Genomic DNA, 20,758 nt, shown 5'->3' with positions numbered 1-20,758 from the left:
AATGGGCACTTCAGGTTTCCCCTCGTTGGCGGAAGCCCTACCCAAGGAGTGCTACATGACATCGACCTCTTTAGCTGCACCCGATTTCGAAGAATCGCTCGCGATAAAGACCCTGGGCCTTGACGATGGCCCGGACATCGACGCTTTGATTCCTCCACCCACCGCCCGGGACCGCAAGCATTTCAAGGCACTTTTACGCAGGACGCCCGCGCTCGATCAAACCATGACCCTCGACAGGTACAAAGCAGAACGTATTGATGAGCGAATCTACGACACCGTAAAAAGCTTCATGAACGCAAGTCCCATGCTGATCCATCGCCTGGCCGGGAACGTGATGCATTACCCGACTATAGAGGACGTACGCGCAACGCCTTCGGTGTTCCTCCAGCGAATACTGGACTCTATCCAGTCACAGGATCTGGCCGACCGATTGCTGAAAAAACTCAAGTGGTATGGCGCGCAGCCCGGTGAAAAGACCTCGGCGTCTCTGCGCTATCAACTTGTCTGCAAAGCCATCTGCCTGTACCTGCACAAGCCGTTGACCGGCGAACCGCAAGCACTTGCCGGCTTTGACTGGCAAGCCCCGGCACTTTGGGGCAAAAGCTACCAGACCTTGCGCAGGGAATTTGAAGAGCACTTGGAGCGCACCAATCGGGTCGTCAATACCAAAGAGGCGATAATACTGGCGCAGATCTTCCAGACCCACCTGTCCAGAGACTTTGCCGTTCTCGATATACCCGCCGAGCTGCGCTACAAAAGCTCGGTGGTGTGGGTCAACTTCATGCACGGCGTGCTGCTGGCCGAAGAGTTTGATCTGAATCGTTCGCTGTCCTTTCAACAGCTGGTCAACCTGCCGCTGGAATGCAGCGAGGGCGCCTCCCCCGAACAGCTTGAGCGCATCGCCGGATTAAGGCTTGGCCCCGCACTGGAATGGGCGGTGTGCATGGGTTTCGTGGAATCGAAAACAGCGTCCGGCTACGGTGTGGAAGATATCAAGCGAGCGATTGAGGCACTGGAAACCCAGAGCACGCGCTTGAACAACGCAGTGATGGCACTCGAGGAACCGTTGCCTGAGCGGCTGAAAATGGCCAAGCAGATCAAGGATGCTCAGTTTGGCGCGGATGCGCTGGAAGCGGACGGGTACAAATTTCTGCGGATCGATCCCGACACGCATCTGGGGTTCAGAGACATGCCGAAATTGAAGCTGTCGGGCCACAGTTTTCTCGACCTCTACGCGGATGGCCAGTTCGATGACGGAGGAAGGTGGCGCGTCACCCAAGCCGACGGCACGACCCCCACAAGCCAAACGTTCCGGATCGACAGCCAGCGAAAATCCCATTTGGAACGCCAGGATCCCTTAGGGATTTACAGAGAGGTTTACGGCGGACTCATTCCGAGTGGCCGGGCATTGCCAGATATCAACGCGCAGTTCGCAACTGCCTTCGACAGCTATTTGAAGGCCAGCTCGACGGCCTATCAAACCATGATCGCCAGCCTGCTGGGCTCCCTGCCGCTCGCTGAACGCAAAGGGCTGTCACAAGGAGTTGTCGAGGTGATGAGGTTGCGCATGACGCTCAAACAGGACGGGCAGTCATTCGATATAAAGGCCAGGAAGGGATTCGTGCTAAAGGTGACCAAGGACGACGAAATCATTTACTACGAAGTCATCCCCAGTGCCGGCCTCATCCGTTCACGACCTGGCCTGAGATTATCGATCATCAACGGCGTTCGCACCGAATTCCCGCTCCACGCCTCGATCCCCGGACAAACCTATGCGCCCGAGCGCAACATCAGCACGACACTCCTTCTCGACAAAGAGGCCCACTTCCATGGCTCGACGCCTGCGAAAAAAGCCTGGTGCATTGGCTACCTCGATACCGTGATGAAGGTACCGGCAGCGGCATCTTCCGAGGCGGTCGCAACCGGCAGTCAAGCATCCGCACTAACGCCCCGTCTGAATGAAGTGGCCGAATACATCGCATCGAAATTTCTCTATGTCGATGAACAGCAGCTGCGCACCCACGCCCGGGGCATGACGGCCTTCGACACCATCAGGGCCAGGAACGAGAAACGCCAGGAAACCTTCGTCACGATCGTCAAAGGATTCGTGCCCTTCTGGGGCAGCATTGATGACCTTCTTTCGGACGAAACCACCAACAAAGTCATGGGAGGGGTCGGGCTCCTGGTTGACCTGGCGTCGTTCCTTTTCCCCATCGGCAAGTTCATATCGGGATCGGTGCGCTTGATCAAGGCCACCACCGGGGGGGCGCGCATCGCCGTCAAGGCCAGCCTGCCGTCCTTTTCGACCCTGACCCGCAAGCTCCTGACGGCCTCGCTGAAAAATCTCAACCCGCTGGACGGTATTCCGTCGTTACTGAAAGGACTGACACTCGGTGTTGGCAAAGGGCTGCTGGGCGTCGGTCGCGCGAGCGTACGGGCTGTCAAAAGTCTGTCCGCAAAGGTCGACAGTTACCGTCTGGCTCACAACCTGCCCCAAGCCATCGATCCGGGGCAGTGGAAAGCGCTGAACCCCAGTGATCGGCTGGCAACGATCAATGGCATTGAAGACGTACTCGTGCGCCACACCAGTGCGACGGATTTTAAACGACTGCATCTGATCGACCCCGCGACGTCCCTGCCCTATGGACCACGTCTGCGCAACAACAGCAACCTCATCCAGGGCAGATCCGCCTTCAAGACGCTGCCGCCAACCGAATCCCACGCTCTGGCAGAGCTGCCGGAGCACGCCCGAGTCCGCGAAGTGTTTGAGGTCGACGGTCGAACCACGCTGTTGATCGATGACGTTCCCTATCGCCTGGACGGCGACCAACTGCGCCGCGCCGACCTGATTGACGATCAGTCGATGTACAAGGCGCTGCCGTGTCGGGTAAGGCGTGCAGGCAACGACCTCTGCCAAACACGATATGTCACGCGTGGACCGGCACCCACGCCGTCCCCCGGAACGTTTGATCAAAGCAAAGGCTGGGCGCCATGGTTCGGGGACTCTGTCTATACGCCGGCGGTTGCGGGGCAAGCAATGTCGCTCCACACTCTGAAAAGAAAGACGCAGCTCAACGGAACAATGGAGTTCCAGAAAGGGATGTACGGCCGAATCAAAGTGGCTATCCCCGCAGGGCGCCGCAATCGGCTTGATACGTTCGAGGCGGGGGCGACCATTGTCCCGGCGATGGACGGTTCGAAGCACTATGTGTTCACACGGCTGGACGCCGGTGACTTTTACGTCGCCGAATTGCTAACCGGACAAAATCTGTCCACGCCCCTGACCTTGCGCAAGGCCGACACCTTGCCCGCCGCCCTGAAAGATGAATTGATCACGGTCTACACCGGCTCGCTCAACGCCAACAACACGGCAAGGATTCACGGCGTGGAGACCGTGGAACGTGCGATGAATACCATGGCGGAGATCGCCATACCGATTGGCGGCCACGTCACTCCACCCGATACGCTCAAGCTGTTGAAAGTCGATACCAGCCCCGGCGAAGCGGTGCTGTTCGACCATTCCACACGCATGATTGTCAGCCGACTGCCGACCGGAACGGCGTCATGGTCGCGCAGCCGAACCGCCTCGCCGGCCTTTCGTCAGAAAACGGCCGATATCTTCGACACACTGTTCGTTGAGCAGCGCACCATCAATGTCAGGTTGAACAGTAATCTGGAAATCAACAGGACAATGGACAAGCTCCAGCAGTTGCTTCCTGCCAACCTTCAAACCGCGAACGCCAGAAACATCGCCTACGCCGACATCGTTACCGCGAGCGGCAAGCGTGAGGTTTACGTCAGCGTTTCCGGTGCGCAAGGACTGACCGGAGAACTGCCACTGTTCAAGCCTCCGTTCGCCAGGGATAAAGTCATCGTCGGTGATACCACCTACTTCAACATTGATGCCGGCCAGACCTTCAACAGGACGTCGCTGAACGTCTCGGACGACGGCAAGTTACTGGCCATTCCCCATACGATAAAAGACATCGAAAACTATACGCCGGCCCTCACTGCCCGGCCGACGTCGCTGGACAGCGAGGCCAAGCTGATCGGCGTGCTCCGGGAAAAGTACCCGGACAACACGATGATCACCTCAATCGAGGTGGCCACGACCATGCCGCCGTGCAACAGCTGTTCGGTGGTCATCAAAGAATTTGCTTATGATGGAGCGGCGGATAGCTTGAAGGTGCTCTGGAACTAACCTACAACTGCTGCAAATGCCCATACAGCTTGGCGTACAAACCACCATCAGCAATCAATTGCTGATGGTCGCCATCCTCGGCAACTTGCCCACCATCGAACACCAGCACCCGGTCGGCCTGCTTCACGGCCGATAACCGGTGCGCAATGATCAGCGTGGTGCGGTTGTTCAAGAACCGCGCCAGTGCCTGATGCAGGTTGTATTCGGTGGCCGCGTCCAGGGCGGACGTGGCCTCGTCGAGGATGACCACCTTGGGCTCGGCCAACACCATTCGCGCAATCGCCAGACGTTGACGCTGCCCGCCGGATAAACGCACACCGGAGCGCCCGACAATACTGTCCAGGCCGTTGGGCAATTCACGCACCGTATTGTGCAACTGAGCAATTTCCAATGCCTGCCAGCAAGCTTCGTCGCTGCGTTCGCGGCCCATGGTCAGGTTGGCGCGCACGGTGTCGTTGAACAACGCCGGATGTTGCAAGACCACGGCGACATTTTCCCGCACGGTTTCCAGACCGATCTCTTGCTGAGTCGAACCACCAAAACGGATGGTGCCGGCCAGCGGCGTGTACAAGCCCAGCAGCAACTGCACCAGCGTGCTTTTGCCGCCGCCACTGGCGCCGACAATCGCGACTTTTTCACCGGGGGCAATCGACAGGTTCATTTGGTTCAGCACCAACTCGTCGCCGTAGCCGAAACTCAGCCCCTGAACTTCGATGCCTACCGTGTCGCGCCCTTGAAACGGGTCGACACTGCCGGTGTATTGCGGCTCGTCAGCGCGGGCCAGCAGCTCGTTGATCCGCGACAGCGCACCCCCAGCGGCGTAAAAGGCGTACTGCAGGTTGAGCAGCTGTTCCACTGGACCGATCATGAACCACAGGTAGCTGAACACGGCCAGCATCTGGCCGATGGACAGGTCGGAAAACAGCACGGTGAGCATGGCCGCGGCGCGAAAAATATCGATGCCGAACTGGAACAGCAAACCGCTGGCACGGTTCGACGCATCGGTTTTCCATTGCGAGTTCACTGCGTAATCGCGCACTTCACGCGCTCGCTGGCCAAGCCGTCCGAGGAAAAAGCCCTGACGATTACCGGCACGCACTTCCTGGATGGCATCCAGGGTTTCGGTCAAGGCCTGGGTGAAGCGCGAGGTGCTGTCGTTCTCGAGTTTCTTCAGGTGTTTGACCCGCTTGCCCAACTGCACCGTGGCATAGATCACCAGCGGGTTGAACAGCAGAATCAGCAGCGCGAGTTTCCAGTGCATCCACATCAGGATGGAGGCGGTGCCCACCAGCGTCAGCATGGCCACGAGGAAACGACTGAGGGTTTCGCCGACGAATTTGTCCAGCGTATCCAGGTCGGTCACCAGGTGCGTGGTCACCGTGCCGCTGCCCAGGCTTTCGTATTCCCCGAGCGAGATGCACTTGAGTCGTTCGATCAGCCGCACCCGAATCCGATACACGATGTCTTTGGCCAACGCCGCAAACAATTTCGCCTGCACCACGTTGAACAACAACGCCGCACAGCGTAATGCCAGAGTCACCAGCAGCATCAAGCCAATGTAACCCGCGGCTTTCTGCCAGACCTCGGGCAGCGCATGGTTCATGATCTTCAGCGCAGTGTCACCATGGCCCAGCAGTACTTCGTCGACCAGCAACGGCAACAGCAAGGGGATCGGCACGCTGCACAGCGTTGCCAATACCGCGACGCCGTTGGCGATCCACAGAGACTTTTTATGGTGAAGGGCCAGGCGACGGATTTCCGCCCAGCTCAGACGGTCGACACGTGCAGGGGCTGGAACGTCGTCGGGCAGGTCATGCACAGGCAGCGCGCTCCAGCCAGCGGCCGAGCAACGGTGACAACACACTCAAAGGTTGATACCCATTGGTCAACAACGCCAATTGACCATCACGCTCTGCCAGCAGGGTCGGGAAACCGGCAATGCCCAAGTCCTGGACCCAAGTGAAATCGGCAGCCGTCGCGGCGTGCATATCGGCACGGTCGAAGGCGGCGGCGAACTCGATGCGCGGTAAACCGGCCTGCTCCGCCAGCTCCACCAACACGCTGGCGTGAGTGACGTCGCGACCTTCGGCGTAGAACGCATGCTGGATCAACCCGAGCAGTGTCCACGCGCAATCCGGTGCCAGGCTGCGCGCCGTCACCAGCGCCCGACACGCAGGCTCGGTGTCGTAGACAAACCCGTCGGGCAGCGCGCCTTCAAACTTGAACGGTTGGCCTGTGGCCTCGTGCACCGCTTGCCAGTGCTCAAGGATGTAGCGCCGGGTGGTCGGTTCCAACGCCGACCCGCTGCCGGTGCGCAAACCGCCAACGACCAAATGCACGTCCACGCCCGCTGCCTGCGCCTGCTCGACCAGCGCGTTGGCCACTGGGGCAAAACCCCAGCACCAGGAACACATCGGGTCCATCACATAGAGCAGGCGACGTGCAGACATGGTTCAAACCTCGGAAGGAGTTTGCTTGTAGTTATAACCAATCGGGTGCGGCAGATTGCGCGCCTTGGCCAGTTCGATCTGCTTCTGCCGGTCGATGGCGCTGCGACGGGTTTTCTCACTCAGCTTATCCCAGCAATGCGGGCAACTGATGCCGGCCACGTAATGCTCGGATGCGCGGTCTTCCACGCTGATGGGCGTACGACAGGCATGACATTGATCGTAGTCGCCTTCGCTGAGGTCGTGGCGCACGGTCACGCGGTTATCGAACACGAAGCAGTCGCCCTGCCATTTGGTTTCTTCCTGCGGCACCTCTTCGAGGTACTTCAGAATGCCGCCCTTAAGGTGATAGACCTCGTCGAAACCCTGGCTGAGCATGTAGCTCGAAGCCTTTTCGCAGCGAATGCCGCCGGTGCAGAACATCGCGACTTTCTTGTGCACGGCCGGGTCGAAATTGGCTTTGATGTAGTCGGGGAATTCACGAAAACTGGTGGTCTTCGGATCGATGGCGCCTTCGAAGGTGCCGATCGAGACTTCATAGTCGTTGCGGGTGTCGATCAGCAGTACTTCCGGGTCGCTGATCAGCGCGTTCCAGTTCTGTGGATCCACGTAGGTGCCGACACTTTTATTCGGGTCTACGCCTTCGACGCCGAGGGTGACGATTTCTTTCTTGAGTTTGACTTTGGTGCGATAGAACGGCTGCTCATCGCAGTACGACTCTTTGTGGTCGATGTCGTCCATGCGTGGGTCGTTCTTGAGCCAGGCCATCAGCCCGTCAATGCCTTCGCGGCTGCCGGACACGGTGCCATTGATGCCTTCTTCGGCGATCAGCAGCGTGCCTTTGATGCCGTTGTCGACCATTGCTTGCAGCAGCGGCTCGCGCAGCGCGACGTAATCTTCCAGGGTGACGAACTTATACAGTGCCGCCACGACAATCTGTTGTGTCATGGGTAATTCTCCAGGTGGCTACCCTCGTAAGGGGTGAACCGGATGCGAAAAAAAACGCGCCGGGTGAGCGGCGCGTTGCGGATTCTAACAAAAAACAGCGGCGATTGGCTTTAGATGGCCAAGATCGCAGCTTTCGGCAGCTCCTACAAAAGCACGGCCTTGCGCAACCCTGTAGGAGCTGCCGCAGGCTGCGATCTTTTGATCTGCTTAATGTTTGCTGCCGCCCGCACAGGTCGGTGAGGCCGGAGCCGCGTCGATCTGTGCCCATTCTTCAGGCGTGTAGGTATGCAGCGCCAACGCATGGAACTCGCCCATCAGCTCGCCCAAAGTGCCGTACACCTTCTGGTGACGCTTGACGCGATTGAGGCCTTCGAACTGCTGGCTGACCACCACCGCTTTGAAGTGGGTCTGTAACCCGCGACTGTGCATGTGGCTTTCATCCAGCACTTGCAGGTGCTCGGGTTGTAATAGCCCAAGCGCCGATTCGATGCGTTGTTGCATGGTCATCCCGAACTCCGCTTAAGGCTTTTTCTTGGCGGGAGCGGCGCCTTTAGGCTCCAGCTCGGTCGTCATGTCAGCCAGCAGTTTGTTGACCACAGGCACCGCGCTTTCCAGCTTGGCTTGGGTCATCTGGGCCGATTGCTGAGTCAGCTGCGGCATTTTTTCCAGGACTTTCTTGCCCAGTGGCGACTGGTAGAACGCAACCAGATCCTTGAGCTCGGATTCGCTGAAATTGGTGGTGTAAAGCTTGACCATGTCCGGCTTCAGCTTGTTCCAGCCAATGGCTTGATCCAGAGCGGCGTTGGCCTTGGCCTGGTAAGTTTCCAGCAGGGCTTTTTTCGATTCAGGCGCTTTGGTTTGGGCAAAGCGCTGAGCGAACATTTGCTGCACTTGCATGTACACCGGAGTGCCCAATTTGTCAGCGTGCGCCAGGGTCAGGAAAGCTTCGGCACTGGCGTTGTGGCTGGCGGTATCGGCAAAAACCTGGCCGCTGGCGCAAACCAGTGCAACCGCGGTACAGATGGCACGAAGACGAGTCATCGAGTTTCCTTTTCTAGCAGGCGAGGCAAAACCTCAAGGGCGACCATTCTGCACCTAAAAAAGTGTGTCACTCAACCCCAAGCCTTGTCGTACCTGATTTAGAGGGGCTGAACGGTCAAATTCCAGACTGATGGAACCACGGCCGGCGATCACGGCCTAAACTGCGCTATCACCTACAGGAGTGTGCATGATGAGCCGTATCGAAACCGACAGCCTGGGCCAGGTTGAAGTCCCGGATGACGCTTACTGGGGCGCTCAGACGCAACGCTCGCTGATCAACTTCGCCATCGGCAACGAGCGCATGCCGCTGGCCGTGCTGCACGCCCTGGCCTTGATCAAGAAAGCCGCGGCGCGCGTCAACGATCGCAATGGCGACCTGCCCGCCGACATCGCCCGCCTGATCGAACAGGCCGCCGATGAAGTGCTCGACGGTGACCACGACGAGCAGTTTCCGCTGGTGGTCTGGCAGACCGGCAGCGGCACTCAGAGCAATATGAACGTCAACGAAGTGATCGCCGGTCGCGCCAACGAATTGGCCGGCAACCCGCGCGGCGGCAAGACGCCGGTGCACCCCAACGATCACGTCAACCGCTCCCAGAGCTCCAACGATTGCTTCCCCACGGCCATGCACATAGCGACGGCTCAGGCGGTGCAGCAACATTTGCTGCCGGCGATCAGCGAGTTGTCTGGCGGGTTGGCGGAGTTGTCCGCGCGGCACATGAAACTGGTCAAGACCGGTCGTACCCATATGATGGACGCCACGCCGATTACCTTCGGCCAGGAACTCTCGGCGTTCATCGCACAACTGGATTACGCCGAGCGAGCGATCCGCAGCGCGTTGCCGGCGGTCTGTGAACTGGCTCAAGGCGGCACCGCGGTGGGCACCGGATTGAACTCGCCCCACGGTTTTGGCGAAGCGATCGCGGCGGAACTGGCCGCCCTCTCCGGCCTGCCGTTCGTCACCGCACCGAACAAATTTGCCGCACTGGCCGGTCACGAGCCATTGGTCACCCTTTCCGGAGCCCTGAAAACCCTCGCCGTGACCCTGATGAAAATCGCCAACGACCTGCGTCTGCTGGGCTCCGGGCCGCGCGCAGGGTTTGCCGAAGTGAAACTGCCGGCCAACGAACCGGGCAGCTCGATCATGCCCGGCAAGGTCAACCCGACGCAGTGCGAAGCGCTATCGATGCTGGCCTGTCAGGTATTGGGCAACGACGTTGCCATCGGTTTTGCGTCCAGTCAGGGGCACTTGCAATTGAACGTGTTCAAACCGGTGATCATCCACAACCTGCTGCAATCGATCCGCTTGCTGGGCGATGGCTGCAGTAACTTCCAGCAGCATTGCATCGCCGGGCTGGAACCGGATGCCGAGAAAATGGCCGAGCACCTGGAACAAGGCTTGATGCTGGTGACGGCGCTGAACCCGCATATTGGCTACGACAAGTCGGCGGAGATTGCCAAGAAGGCTTACAGCGAGGGGTTGACCCTGCGTGAGGCGGCGTTGCAGCTGGGCTATCTGACGAATGAAGAGTTCGATGCGTGGGTGAGGCCGGAGAATATGCTGGAGGCTGGCGCCAAGGGCTGAAACTTGCGGCGGTTGATAGTCAGTCATCGCGGGCAAGCCACGCTCCCACAGGATTTGTGTCGATCCTGAATATTGTGATCGACACAAAACCTGTGGGAGCGTGGCTTGCCCGCGATGAACGATAACGCGGTCTAATTGACCGTCATCCGCACCCGCCGCGCCCTGAGCCCCGCCATCAACGATGGCCCCAACGCCACCAACGCCGACCCCAACACCACCAACACCGCCCCGCCATAACCCAGGCCATTGATCTGTTCGGCATGCACATACTCTGGCCATAACCACGCGGCCACGGCCACGGCGGCAAAGGTCACCAGCGGTGTGATCGCCAGCGTCGCACTGACCCGCGAGGCTTCCCAATGGGCCAGGGCTTCGGCAAAGGCGCCGTAAGCAATCAGCGTGTTCAAACAGCACGCCAGCAGCAACCAGCCTTGCAGCGGACTCAATTGCAGCGCTTCCAGCGGATGCACCCAGGGCGTCAGCAACAGCGCGCAGAACAGGTAAATCACCATCATCACCTGCAACGAATTCCACACCGTGAGCAACTGTTTCTGGCCCAAGGCATAGAAGGTCCAGACCGTGGACGCCAACAGCACCATCAGCACACCGGCGGTGTAATCCGTCAGAGAGGTGAGCAGTTCACTCAAGCGCTGATTGAAGAAGAGCGCAAAGCCGATCAGCAGCACCAACAGGCCAATCCCCTGCCCCACGCTGAACCGTTCCTTGAACACGAACAGACTGGCGATCAGCAACATGATCGGGCCCATTTGTACCACCAGTTGCGCGGTACCGGGGCTGAGCAGATTCAGGCCCATCAGGTACAGCACGTAGTTGCCGACCAGTCCGAGTACCGCCATCAACACCAGCCAGCCACCACGCGCGCCGAGGACTTTGCGACTCGGCAGGCGTTTCGTCGCCGCCAGATAAATGAACAGACAACCACCGGACACCAGCAGACGAAACCAGGTCACCGTCACCGGGTCCATCACCAACAGCACTTGCTTGAGCTTGATCGGCAGGATTCCCCACAACAACGCGGTCAGCAAGGCCAACAACAAACCATAAACCCAGCGACCCGATGAAATATGCATGCTGACCCCGAAGCCGATTGGCAAAAACGCTCATTCTAGGCCCAGACCGGGGCGCGACACAGGGACAGTTGCCGACGGGCCGCGAATGAAACTGTGCAGGTCGCACCCCTGAAGTTGACGATATGCCGTCGATCAGGTCGCCAGGCGCGACAAGTGGTTCATGCATAAGCTCATTGAAACCGTCATCCGCAGGAGATCGCCCATGTACGGCATGCGCGCCCAAGACAACGCCCCCACCACCCACTTTCGTTGTGACCGGTTGTGTCGTGTGAATGGAGAGCTGTATTTCACCACACGGGAACTCACGCTGGAGGGGCCGTTTGAAAACCGGGAAGCGGCGAAGCGTGAGATTCAGGCGTATATCGAGCGGATGCAGGTTATGTGCATGAGCCGATAGACCGCAGTGTCTGCATTCGCGAGCAAGCCCGCTCCCACATTAACCGTGTCCAACGTTGGAACTCGGTCAAATGTGGGAGCGGGCTTGCTCGCGAATGCGGTTGATCAGGCAACAAAACACTTAAGGTCTAGCGCACCGCCTCAAACAACCCCGTAGCCCCCATCCCGCCGCCCACGCACATGGTGACGATGCCGTAACGCAGGTTACGCCGCTGCAATTCACGCACGATGTGCCCGACCTGACGCGAACCGGTCATGCCGAACGGATGGCCGATGGCAATCGAACCGCCATTGACGTTGTACTTGTCGTTGTCGATTTCCAGCCGATTGCGGCTGTACAGGCATTGCGAGGCGAACGCCTCGTTGAGCTCCCACAGATCAATGTCGCCAACCTGCAACCCCTTGGCCTTGAGCAACTTCGGCACCGAGAACACCGGGCCGATGCCCATTTCGTCCGGCTGACACCCGGCCACGGCAAAACCGCGGAAGAAAGCTTTGGGCTTGAGCCCCAGCGCCAAGGCTTTTTCCAGGCTCATTACCAGGGTCATTGAAGCGCCGTCGGACAGCTGCGACGAGTTGCCGGCGGTTACCGAGCCGTCTTCGGCAAACACCGGTTTCAACCCGGCCAGGCTTTGCAGCGTGGTGTCCGGGCGGTTGCAGTCGTCGTGATCGACGATGCCGTCGAGGATCTGCACCTGGCCGGTGGCCTTGTCTTCAACACGATACTTCACCGCCATCGGCACGATTTCATCGTTGAACAACCCGGCTGCCTGCGCCAGGGCGGTACGTTGCTGGCTTTGCAAGGCGTACAGATCCTGCTCTTGGCGAGTGACGTCGTAACGACGCGCGACGATCTCGGCAGTCTGGCCCATGGGGAAATAGATGCCCGGCACCTGCTCTTTCAGCAGCGGGTTGATCAGGTTGTCGGTGTTGACGCTTTTCATGGTCAGGCTGATCGATTCGACGCCACCGGCGACGATGATGTCGCTGCAACCCGAAGCGATCTGATTGGCCGCAATGGCGATGGCCTGCAAGCCTGACGAACAGAAACGGTTAAGGGTCATGCCACCCGTGCCGATGCCCAGGTGCGACAGCACCGCGACATTGCGACCGATGTTGAAGCCTTGGGCGCCTTCGTTGGAGCCGGCGCCGACGATGCAATCCTCGACACTGGCCGGATCGACGTCATTGCGCGTGAGCAGCGCGTTGACGCAATGTGCCGCCATGTCGTCCGGGCGGGTCATGTTGAACTTGCCGCGAAAGGATTTGGCCAGGCCGGTCCGCACGCTGTCGACGATCACCACTTCACGCATGGCATACACCTCATTGTTGTTGTCAGTCAGGAGTTGGACCGAGCATAAGCCCACCCAATGACTGCCCGCGACAATCATTCACCCCGCGTATGCGTAGCCATCGCTTCAGCGCTTGCGTTTCCTCTCGCGTTTGTCGGACGTTTCGAAGGCTTCTTCCAGCGCCTGGTTGATGGTGCGCAAAACCTTGATCCGCGCCCAGCGCTTGTCGTTGGCTTCCACCAGGGTCCAGGGCGATATCTCGGTGCTGGTGCGATCAACCATATCGCCGACTGCGACGCGGTAATCGTCCCATTTGTCACGATTGCGCCAATCGTCTTCAGTGATCTTGAAGCGCTTGAAGGGGATCTGTTCGCGTTCCTGGAAACGCTCCATCTGAGTCTGTTTGTCGATGGCCAGCCAGAACTTGACCACGATCACTCCGGCATCGGCGATCTGCTCTTCGAAGTCGTTGATCTCGCCGTAGGCGCGCATCCAGTCCGCTTTGCTGCAATAGCCCTCAATGCGCTCCACCAGCACCCGGCCATACCAGGAACGGTCGAACACGGTGAATTTGCCTCGCGCCGGAATATGCCGCCAGAACCGCCAGAGATACGGCTGCGCCCGTTCTTCCTCGGTGGGCGAGGCGATCGGCACGATGTTGTACTGGCGAGGGTCGAGCGCCGCGGCCACCCGACGGATTGCCCCGCCCTTGCCCGCCGCGTCGTTGCCTTCGAACACCGCGATCAACGCATGGCGGCGCATGCGCTTGTCGCGCATCAACCCGGAAAACCGTGCCTGTTCGGTAACCAGCTGCTTTTCGTAATCGTCCTTGTCCAGTTGCAGGGTCAAGTCCAGGCTATCGATCAGATTGAATTGATCGACGCTGGGGAACAACGGTGCGGCGCTGACTTTGTCCGGGTGAATCCTGGGTCTCTTCAGCGCACTTTGCAGGCCATCGAGCAGGATCTTGCCGACCGTAAGGCTGCGATAGCGCTCGTCCACGCCGGCGATCACATGCCACGGTGCATAGTCGCGGCTGGTGCGGCGCAGCACCCGTTCGCCGTACTTCACGAATTTGTCGTAGGTCGCGGATTGTTGCCAGTCCAGCGGGCTGATGCGCCAGCTGTGCAGCGGGTCGTCGGCCAGGACCTTGAGCCGTGCTTTCATTTGTTTTTTGGAGAGGTGAAACCAGAATTTGAAGATCAGCGCGCCCTCGTCGCACAGCATCTTCTCCAACCGCTCGGCCCCGTTGATGCTTTGATCGAGTCGCGGATCCTTGAACAAGCCATGAACCCGTCCTTGCAGCATCTGGCTGTACCAGTTGCCAAAGAAAATCCCCATGCGGCCCTTGGCCGGAAGCATCCGCCAATAGCGCCAGGCCGGCGGTCGCGCCAGTTCTTCGTCGGTCTGCTGGTCGAAGGTGCGGACCTCGATCGAGCGCGGGTCCATCCATTCGTTGAGCAACTTGACCGTCTCGCCCTTGCCGGCGCCTTCGATGCCGTTGATCAAAATGATCACTGGAAAGCGGTGTTGCTGGCGAAGTTCGAACTGCGCTTCGAGCAAGGCTTCACGCAACGCCGGCACTTCGGCTTCATAGGTTTCTTTGTCGATGGCATGACCGATTTCGGCGGATTCGAACATAGAGAGCAGCTCCTTCCAGGATTGAGCAAGACTAGCGGATTGGGCAGGTGGTCATCAGAGAAATTCCCTGAGGACATCAGGCGACGAAAATCCTGTAGGAGCGAGGCTTGCCCGCGAAGTAATGCGCCGCGGTTTATCAGGTATTACGCGCTATCGTTCTTCGCGGGCAAGTCGGATCGCCGCACCGCTCGCTCCTACAGGATTTTGGATCAAGCGCCGCTGCACCGATCGGCTAGAATGGCCACCTTGCCGTTGCCGAGCCTGCCATGAAACCTGTATTGCCCCACGCCCAGCTCGACTGGGACGACCAAGGTCGCCCGCGTTCGCGGGTGTTCGATGATGTGTATTTTTCCGACCTGTCAGGCCTTGAAGAAACCCGTTACGTGTTTCTGCAGCAAAACGATTTGCGCGATCGTTTCGCTGCCTTGCCGGTGGATGGTCGATTGGTGATTGGCGAGACCGGTTTCGGCACCGGGCTGAATTTTCTCTGTGCCTGGCAGTTGTTCGAACAGCACGCGGTGGTCGGTGCGCGCCTGCATTTTGTCAGTGTCGAAAAGTACCCGCTGAGCGCGCCCGATCTGCAACGGGCCTTGGCGTTATGGCCGGAGCTCAAGCCGTTTGCCGATCAATTGCTGGCGCAATACGTAGCGATCCATCAAGGCTTTCAGCGCTTGGTGCTGGACAGCGGCCGCGTCACCCTGACCTTGCTGATCGGCGACGCACTGGAGCAGTTGCCGCAACTGGATGCGCAGATCGACGCGTGGTTTCTCGACGGTTTCGCCCCGGCGAAAAACCCCGACATGTGGACCGCCGAATTGTTTGCCGAACTGGCTCGTCTGGCGGCACCTGGCTCGACCATCAGCACCTTCACCAGCACCGGTTGGGTGCGCCGCTTGCTGAACGCGGCGGGTTTCAAGATGAAGCGCACGCCTGGCATCGGCCATAAATGGGAAATTCTGCGGGGCACCTTCCTCGGTTGGCCTGAAGAGGCCGCTAAACCAGCCGCGACAAAACCATGGTTCGCTCGCCCACAACCGCTGACCGGCAAACGCCACGCCCTGGTGATCGGCGCCGGGCTGGCCGGTTGCGCGAGTGCCGCCAGCCTGGCCGCGCGGGGTTGGCACGTGAGCCTGCTGGACCGCCACGAAGCACTGGCGCAGGAAGCCTCGGGCAATCCTCAGGGTGTGCTATACCTCAAGCTTTCGGCCCATGGCACGGCGTTGTCGCAATTGATCGTCAGCGGTTTTGGCTACACCCGACGTCTGCTCGAACAGCTGCAGCGTGGCGTCGACTGGGACGATTGCGGAGTCTTGCAACTGGCCTTCAATGCCAAGGAAGCCGAGCGTCAGGCGCAATTGGCCGCGGCCTTTTCACCGAGCCTGGTGCACCTGCTCGATCAACCTCAGGCTCGGGCCCGGGCCGGTATCGAATTGGCGCACGGAGGTTTGTTCTACCCCGAAGGCGGCTGGGTTCATCCGCCCGCGTTGTGCCAGTGGCAGGCGTCCTCAACGAACATCCAGTGGCTGCCTCATCGTGAGGTGCTGGAACTGCGCAAGGTCGATGATCAGTGGCAGGCCTGGGACGGCGATGCCCTACTGGCCAGCGCGCCCGTGGTGATTCTGGCCGGCGCCGCCGAGATCAAGCGTTTTCCATACAGCGCCGACCTGCCCCTCAAACGCATTCGCGGCCAGATCACCCGACTGGCGCAAACCCCTGAAAGCCAGAGCCTGGCGACCGTCGTCTGCGCCGAAGGCTATGTGGCGCCGGCACGCCTGGGGGAACACACACTCGGCGCCAGCTTCGATTTCAAGAGCGATGAGCTGACCCCGACCGTCGCCGAACACCTTGGCAACCTGGCGTTGCTCGAGGAAATTTCCACTGATCTGGTCACCCGTCTGCATGTTCCCGACCTGGACCCGCAACAGCTTGAAGGACGCGCGGCATTCCGCTGTACCAGCCCCGACTACCTGCCGATCGTCGGACCGTTGGCCGACCAGGCTGCCTTCGCCGGCGCCTATGCCGCGCTAAGTAAAGATGCCCGGCAAGTGCCCGATGTGCTCTGCCCATGGCTGGACGGTTTTTACGTTAACAGCGGTCACGGTTCTCGCGGTTTGATCACCGCGCCGTTGTCTGGCGAGTTGTTGGCCGCATGGCTTGAAAACGAGCCATTTCCGTTGCCAAAAACAGTGGCCGAGGCCTGCCATCCCAACCGTTTTGCCTTGCGCCAATTGATCCGCGGAAAAGTCTGACGTCTGGACTTATAACTTATCGGTCTAAAACTCCAGGGATTCACTTGGGTCAGTTTCCGGGTACCCGCCGTTTTTGGCGAGGTACCGATTGCCCCTCCCCAACGGAAAAAACCGGTAAGGACTTATGTGCGGATTAGCTGGAGAATTACGTTTCGACCATCAACCTGCGGACCTCGCAGCCATTGAACGAATCACCCATCACCTGGCCCCTCGCGGCCCTGATGCGTGGGGCTTCCACAGCCAGGGGCCGATTGCCCTGGGCCATCGGCGCCTGAAAATCATGGACCTGTCGGACGGCTCGGCCCAGCCGATGATCGACAACCAACTGGGCCTGTCCCTGGCCTTCAACGGCGCGATCTACAACTTCCCGGAACTGCGCACCGAACTGGAAAGCCTCGGTTACGCCTTCTATTCCGGTGGCGACACCGAAGTGCTGCTCAAGGGTTATCACGCTTGGGGCGAAGCCCTGTTGCCCAAACTCAACGGCATGTTCGCCTTCGCTATTTGGGAGCGCGACGCCAAGCGTCTGTTCATTGCCCGCGACCGTCTCGGCGTAAAGCCGTTGTACCTGTCGCGCACTGGTCAACGCCTGCGCTTTGCCTCGGCCCTGCCGGCATTGCTCAAGGGTGGCGACATCAACCCGATTCTCGATCCAGTCGCGATCAATCACTACCTGAATTTCCACGCGGTGGTCCCTGCCCCGCGCACCTTGCTGGCAGGCATCGAAAAGCTGCCCCCGGCGAGCTGGATGCGCATCGAAGCAGACGGCACCACCGAGCAGAAAACCTGGTGGACCCTGCCCTACGGCCCACACACCGACGAGCTGAACCTGACCCTCGAAGACTGGCGTGATCGCGTGCTCGACAGCACCCGTGATGCGGTGGCGATCCGTCAACGGGCGGCGGTGGATGTTGGCGTACTGCTTTCCGGTGGTGTCGATTCGAGCATGCTAGTCGGTCTGTTGCGTGAAGTCGGCGTTGAAAACCTGTCGACCTTTTCCATCGGCTTCCAGGATGCCGGCGGCGAGCGCGGTGACGAGTTCCAGTATTCCGATTTGATCGCCAAGCACTACGGCACCCAACATCACCAACTGCGCATCGACGAAAAAGAGATCATCGAGCAACTGCCCGCGGCGTTCCGCGCCATGAGCGAGCCGATGGTCAGCCATGACTGTATCGCGTTCTATCTGCTGTCTCGCGAAGTGGCCAAGCATTGCAAGGTGGTGCAAAGCGGTCAGGGTGCGGACGAGTTGTTCGCCGGGTATCACTGGTATCCGCAAGTGGACGGTGCGAGCGATCCGTACGCGGCGTATCGCGATGCGTTTTTCGACCGCAGCTACGCCGACTACGCCGCCACGGTGCAACCGAAATGGCTGACGGCCAACGACGCGGCCGGCGACTTCGTGAAAGAACATTTCGCCCAGCCCGGCGCCGACGCAGCCGTGGACAAAGCCCTGCGTCTGGACAGCACCGTGATGCTGGTGGACGACCCGGTCAAACGCGTCGACAACATGACCATGGCCTGGGGTCTGGAAGCGCGTACGCCGTTTCTCGACTATCGCCTGGTGGAATTGTCGGCGCGGGTGCCGGGCAAATTCAAGCTGCCGGATGGCGGTAAGCAAGTGTTGAAAGAAGCGGCGCGGCTAGTCATTCCGAGTGAAGTGATTGACCGCAAAAAGGGCTACTTCCCGGTCCCCGGCCTCAAGCATTTGCAGGGCGACACGCTGAACTGGGTGCGTGAACTGCTGCTCGACCCGAGTCAGGATCGTGGCCTGTTCAACCCCGCCATGCTCGACCGCCTGCTGACCGATCCACAAGGTCAACTGACCCCGTTGCGCGGCTCCAAGCTGTGGCAATTGGCAGCCCTGAACCTGTGGCTCAGTGAACAAGGAATCTGATCGATGAAACCTCACGCCACGGCTTACAGCCAACGCTTGTTGCGCGGTCAGACGCCCTCCTACGAACGCTTGCAGGCGCGCCTGGCCGAAGACGGCAGTGAATTGGGCGCTGCACCCATCGCGGTGCATTGCGGCTGGGGCCGGTTGCTGATCGGCCATACCTTTCCCGATGCCGCGAGCCTTGCCCAAGAGTTGCTCAACGAGCAGCCCGGTGAGCGGGACATCGCCTTGTACGTGGCCGCGCCCCAGCAAGTGCTGGGGCTGGAACCGGCGCAACTGTTTCTCGACCCGTCCGACACCTTGCGTTTGTGGTTCAGCGATTACCGTCAGGCCACCCGAGTATTCCGCGGTTTTCGCATCCGTCGGGCGCAAAGCGAGGCAGACTGGCAGGCCGTCAATCAGCTGTATCAGGCGCGCGGCATGCTGCCGATTGATGCGAACTTGCTAACGCCTCATCACCAGGGCGGCCCGGTTTACTGGCTGGCCGAAGATGAGGACAGCGGCGCGATCATCGGCAGCGTCATGGGCCTGAATCATCACAAGGCGTTCAACGATCCGGAAAACGGCAGCAGCCTGTGGTGTCTGGCGGTCGATCCACAATGCTCCCGTCCTGGCGTTGGTGAAGTGCTGGTGCGGCACTTGATCGAACACTTCATGAGCCGTGGCCTGAGTTACCTGGACCTGTCGGTGCTGCACAACAACCGTCAGGCGAAAAGCCTTTACGCCAAGCTCGGTTTTCGCAACTTGTCGACCTTCGCCATCAAGCGCAAAAACGGCATCAACCAACCGTTGTTTCTCGGCCCTGGCCCGGAAGCCGAGTTCAATCCGTATGCGCGAATCATCGTCGAAGAGGCTCACCGGCGCGGCATTGATGTGCAGGTGGACGACGCGCAAGCCGGCTTGTTTACCTTGATTCACGGCAGTCGACGGGTGCGTTGCCGCGAATCCCTGAGCGATCTGACCAGCGCCATCAGTATGACGTTGTGCCAGGACAAAAGCCTGACCCACAAGGTGCTGAAAAACGCCGGCCTTAAACTGCCCGCCCAACAACTGGCGGGAAGCGCGGACGACAACCTGGCGTTTCTCGATGAGCACGAACGGGTGGTGGTCAAACCGCTGGACGGTGAACAGGGCCAAGGGGTGGCGGTGGATTTACGCACCCTCGAAGAGGTCCAGCACGCCATCGAAAACGCCCGCGCGTTCGACAGTCGAGTGCTGCTGGAAAGCTTCCATGAAGGCTTGGATTTGCGGATTCTGGTGATCGGTTTCGAAGTGGTCGCGGCCGCCATTCGCCGGCCGGCAGAAGTGGTGGGCGATGGTCAGCATTCCATCGGCGCGCTGATCGAAGCCCAGAGCCGTCGTCGTCAGGCGGCGACCAGCGGTGAAAGCAAAATCCCGCAGGACCATGAGACCCAGCGCACGTTGCAGGCGGCGGGTTATGACTACAGCAGCATTCTGCCGGCTGGCGAGCACTTGTTCGTGCGGCGCACGGCGAATCTTCATACCGGCGGCATTCTTGAAGACGTCACGGCGATTCTGCATCCGACCTTGGTGGATGCGGCAGTGCGCGCGGCGCGGGCGCTGGATATTCCGATGGTCGGGCTCGACCTGATGGTGCCGGCCGCCGACCAGCCGGAGTATGTGTTTATCGAAGCCAATGAACGCGCCGGGCTGGCCAACCATGAGCCGCAGCCGACGGCCGAGCGGTTTGTGGATTTGTTGTTTCCGCATAGCCAGCAGGCGGCCACTTAGTGATGTAGTGCCTGGACGGGCGCCTTCGCGGGCAAGCCTCGCTCCTACGGGATTACGCGGTCAAATGTAGGAGCGAGGCTTGCCCGCGAAGACGGCCGAACAGACACAAAAGATTCTTTCCATTCATGATCATTCCCACGCTCCGCACGGGAATGACTCCTCGGACGCGCAGCAATCGCTGGGGACGCAGAGCGTCCCTGACTGCATTCCCACGCAGA

General features: G+C 59.8%; 14 protein-coding genes. 6 read left to right on the top strand and 8 right to left on the bottom strand.

Going from position 1 to position 20,758, the window contains the following annotated elements:
* Positions 1 to 55: 55 nt before the first annotated feature.
* Positions 56 to 4,201, top strand: coding sequence for a deaminase domain-containing protein (locus tag NHU87_RS15950; RefSeq protein ID WP_253550428.1), 4,146 nt, complete (start codon positions 56 to 58; stop codon positions 4,199 to 4,201).
* Between the two features lies 1 nt (position 4,202).
* Here the strand turns inward: NHU87_RS15950 and NHU87_RS15945 are convergent, their stop codons facing one another.
* From NHU87_RS15945 to NHU87_RS15925, 5 genes are all read right to left on the bottom strand, one after another.
* Positions 4,203 to 6,020, bottom strand: coding sequence for an ABC transporter ATP-binding protein (locus NHU87_RS15945; protein ID WP_253550425.1), 1,818 nt, complete (start codon positions 6,018 to 6,020; stop codon positions 4,203 to 4,205).
* Complete coding sequence (locus NHU87_RS15940; protein ID WP_253550659.1) at positions 6,013 to 6,615, bottom strand: DsbA family protein; 603 nt, start codon at positions 6,613 to 6,615, stop codon at positions 6,013 to 6,015. The genes NHU87_RS15945 and NHU87_RS15940 overlap by 8 nt, the downstream gene beginning before the upstream one ends.
* 39 nt (positions 6,616 to 6,654) lie before the next feature.
* The gene (trhO, locus tag NHU87_RS15935; RefSeq protein WP_253550422.1) at positions 6,655 to 7,596 is read right to left on the bottom strand and encodes an oxygen-dependent tRNA uridine(34) hydroxylase TrhO; all 942 of its coding nucleotides are present in this window, start codon (positions 7,594 to 7,596) and stop codon (positions 6,655 to 6,657) included.
* 207 nt (positions 7,597 to 7,803) lie between these two features.
* Entirely contained in the window at positions 7,804 to 8,103 is a 300-nt protein-coding gene (locus NHU87_RS15930) for a BolA family protein (RefSeq protein ID WP_253550418.1), read from the bottom strand.
* A 12-nt stretch (positions 8,104 to 8,115) separates the two neighbouring features.
* Complete coding sequence (locus NHU87_RS15925; protein WP_253550416.1) at positions 8,116 to 8,637, bottom strand: DUF2059 domain-containing protein; 522 nt, start codon at positions 8,635 to 8,637, stop codon at positions 8,116 to 8,118.
* 190 nt (positions 8,638 to 8,827) lie between these two features.
* Here NHU87_RS15925 and NHU87_RS15920 point away from each other — a divergent pair, with 190 nt between their 5' ends.
* Entirely contained in the window at positions 8,828 to 10,222 is a 1,395-nt protein-coding gene (locus NHU87_RS15920) for a class II fumarate hydratase (protein ID WP_253550412.1), read from the top strand.
* 131 nt (positions 10,223 to 10,353) lie between these two features.
* Here the strand turns inward: NHU87_RS15920 and NHU87_RS15915 are convergent, their stop codons facing one another.
* The gene (locus tag NHU87_RS15915; RefSeq protein ID WP_253550408.1) at positions 10,354 to 11,313 is read right to left on the bottom strand and encodes a DMT family transporter; all 960 of its coding nucleotides are present in this window, start codon (positions 11,311 to 11,313) and stop codon (positions 10,354 to 10,356) included.
* A 202-nt stretch (positions 11,314 to 11,515) separates the two neighbouring features.
* Between NHU87_RS15915 and NHU87_RS15910 the strand changes: the two genes are divergently transcribed.
* On the top strand, positions 11,516 to 11,710 hold the full coding sequence (locus tag NHU87_RS15910) for a DUF6316 family protein (protein WP_253550404.1): 195 nt from the start codon (positions 11,516 to 11,518) through the stop codon (positions 11,708 to 11,710).
* Between the two features lie 127 nt (positions 11,711 to 11,837).
* On the opposite strand, the gene NHU87_RS15905 is transcribed toward NHU87_RS15910, so the two are convergent.
* A complete protein-coding gene (locus tag NHU87_RS15905; RefSeq protein ID WP_253550401.1) occupies positions 11,838 to 13,022 on the bottom strand; it encodes a thiolase family protein in 1,185 nt (394 codons plus the stop codon).
* 105 nt (positions 13,023 to 13,127) lie between these two features.
* Complete coding sequence (pap, locus tag NHU87_RS15900) at positions 13,128 to 14,642, bottom strand: polyphosphate:AMP phosphotransferase (protein WP_253550388.1); 1,515 nt, start codon at positions 14,640 to 14,642, stop codon at positions 13,128 to 13,130.
* A 266-nt stretch (positions 14,643 to 14,908) separates the two neighbouring features.
* Between pap and mnmC the strand changes: the two genes are divergently transcribed.
* From mnmC to ngg, 3 genes are all read left to right on the top strand, one after another.
* Positions 14,909 to 16,891, top strand: coding sequence for a bifunctional tRNA (5-methylaminomethyl-2-thiouridine)(34)-methyltransferase MnmD/FAD-dependent 5-carboxymethylaminomethyl-2-thiouridine(34) oxidoreductase MnmC (mnmC, locus tag NHU87_RS15895; RefSeq protein WP_253550385.1), 1,983 nt, complete (start codon positions 14,909 to 14,911; stop codon positions 16,889 to 16,891).
* 124 nt (positions 16,892 to 17,015) lie between these two features.
* The gene (locus tag NHU87_RS15890) at positions 17,016 to 18,788 is read left to right on the top strand and encodes an N-acetylglutaminylglutamine amidotransferase (RefSeq protein WP_253550382.1); all 1,773 of its coding nucleotides are present in this window, start codon (positions 17,016 to 17,018) and stop codon (positions 18,786 to 18,788) included.
* A 3-nt stretch (positions 18,789 to 18,791) separates the two neighbouring features.
* Positions 18,792 to 20,540 carry an N-acetylglutaminylglutamine synthetase gene (gene ngg, locus NHU87_RS15885; protein ID WP_253550379.1) on the top strand — a complete coding sequence of 583 codons (1,749 nt, stop codon included), beginning with the start codon at positions 18,792 to 18,794 and terminating at the stop codon, positions 20,538 to 20,540.
* Positions 20,541 to 20,758 lie beyond the last annotated feature (218 nt).

It is taken from the genome of Pseudomonas mandelii, from assembly GCF_024138395.1.
In the GTDB taxonomy this organism is placed as follows: Bacteria; Pseudomonadota; Gammaproteobacteria; order Pseudomonadales; family Pseudomonadaceae; genus Aquipseudomonas; species Aquipseudomonas mandelii_E.
Note: the sequence above shows the minus strand (reverse complement) of the source record. Positions and strands in the feature narration are given on the sequence as shown.

Coding starts and splice junctions, on each gene's coding strand:
- NHU87_RS15940 (WP_253550659.1), bottom strand. CDS start 6,615: ATGTGTTCCTGGTGCTGGGGTTTTGCCCCAGTGGCCAACGCGCTGGTC.
- NHU87_RS15905 (WP_253550401.1), bottom strand. CDS start 13,022: ATGCGTGAAGTGGTGATCGTCGACAGCGTGCGGACCGGCCTGGCCAAA.
- NHU87_RS15915 (WP_253550408.1), bottom strand. CDS start 11,313: ATGCATATTTCATCGGGTCGCTGGGTTTATGGTTTGTTGTTGGCCTTG.
- mnmC (WP_253550385.1), top strand. CDS start 14,909: ATGAAACCTGTATTGCCCCACGCCCAGCTCGACTGGGACGACCAAGGT.
- NHU87_RS15930 (WP_253550418.1), bottom strand. CDS start 8,103: ATGACCATGCAACAACGCATCGAATCGGCGCTTGGGCTATTACAACCC.
- pap (WP_253550388.1), bottom strand. CDS start 14,642: ATGTTCGAATCCGCCGAAATCGGTCATGCCATCGACAAAGAAACCTAT.
- ngg (WP_253550379.1), top strand. CDS start 18,792: ATGAAACCTCACGCCACGGCTTACAGCCAACGCTTGTTGCGCGGTCAG.
- NHU87_RS15890 (WP_253550382.1), top strand. CDS start 17,016: ATGTGCGGATTAGCTGGAGAATTACGTTTCGACCATCAACCTGCGGAC.
- NHU87_RS15910 (WP_253550404.1), top strand. CDS start 11,516: ATGTACGGCATGCGCGCCCAAGACAACGCCCCCACCACCCACTTTCGT.
- trhO (WP_253550422.1), bottom strand. CDS start 7,596: ATGACACAACAGATTGTCGTGGCGGCACTGTATAAGTTCGTCACCCTG.
- NHU87_RS15920 (WP_253550412.1), top strand. CDS start 8,828: ATGAGCCGTATCGAAACCGACAGCCTGGGCCAGGTTGAAGTCCCGGAT.
- NHU87_RS15950 (WP_253550428.1), top strand. CDS start 56: ATGACATCGACCTCTTTAGCTGCACCCGATTTCGAAGAATCGCTCGCG.
- NHU87_RS15925 (WP_253550416.1), bottom strand. CDS start 8,637: ATGACTCGTCTTCGTGCCATCTGTACCGCGGTTGCACTGGTTTGCGCC.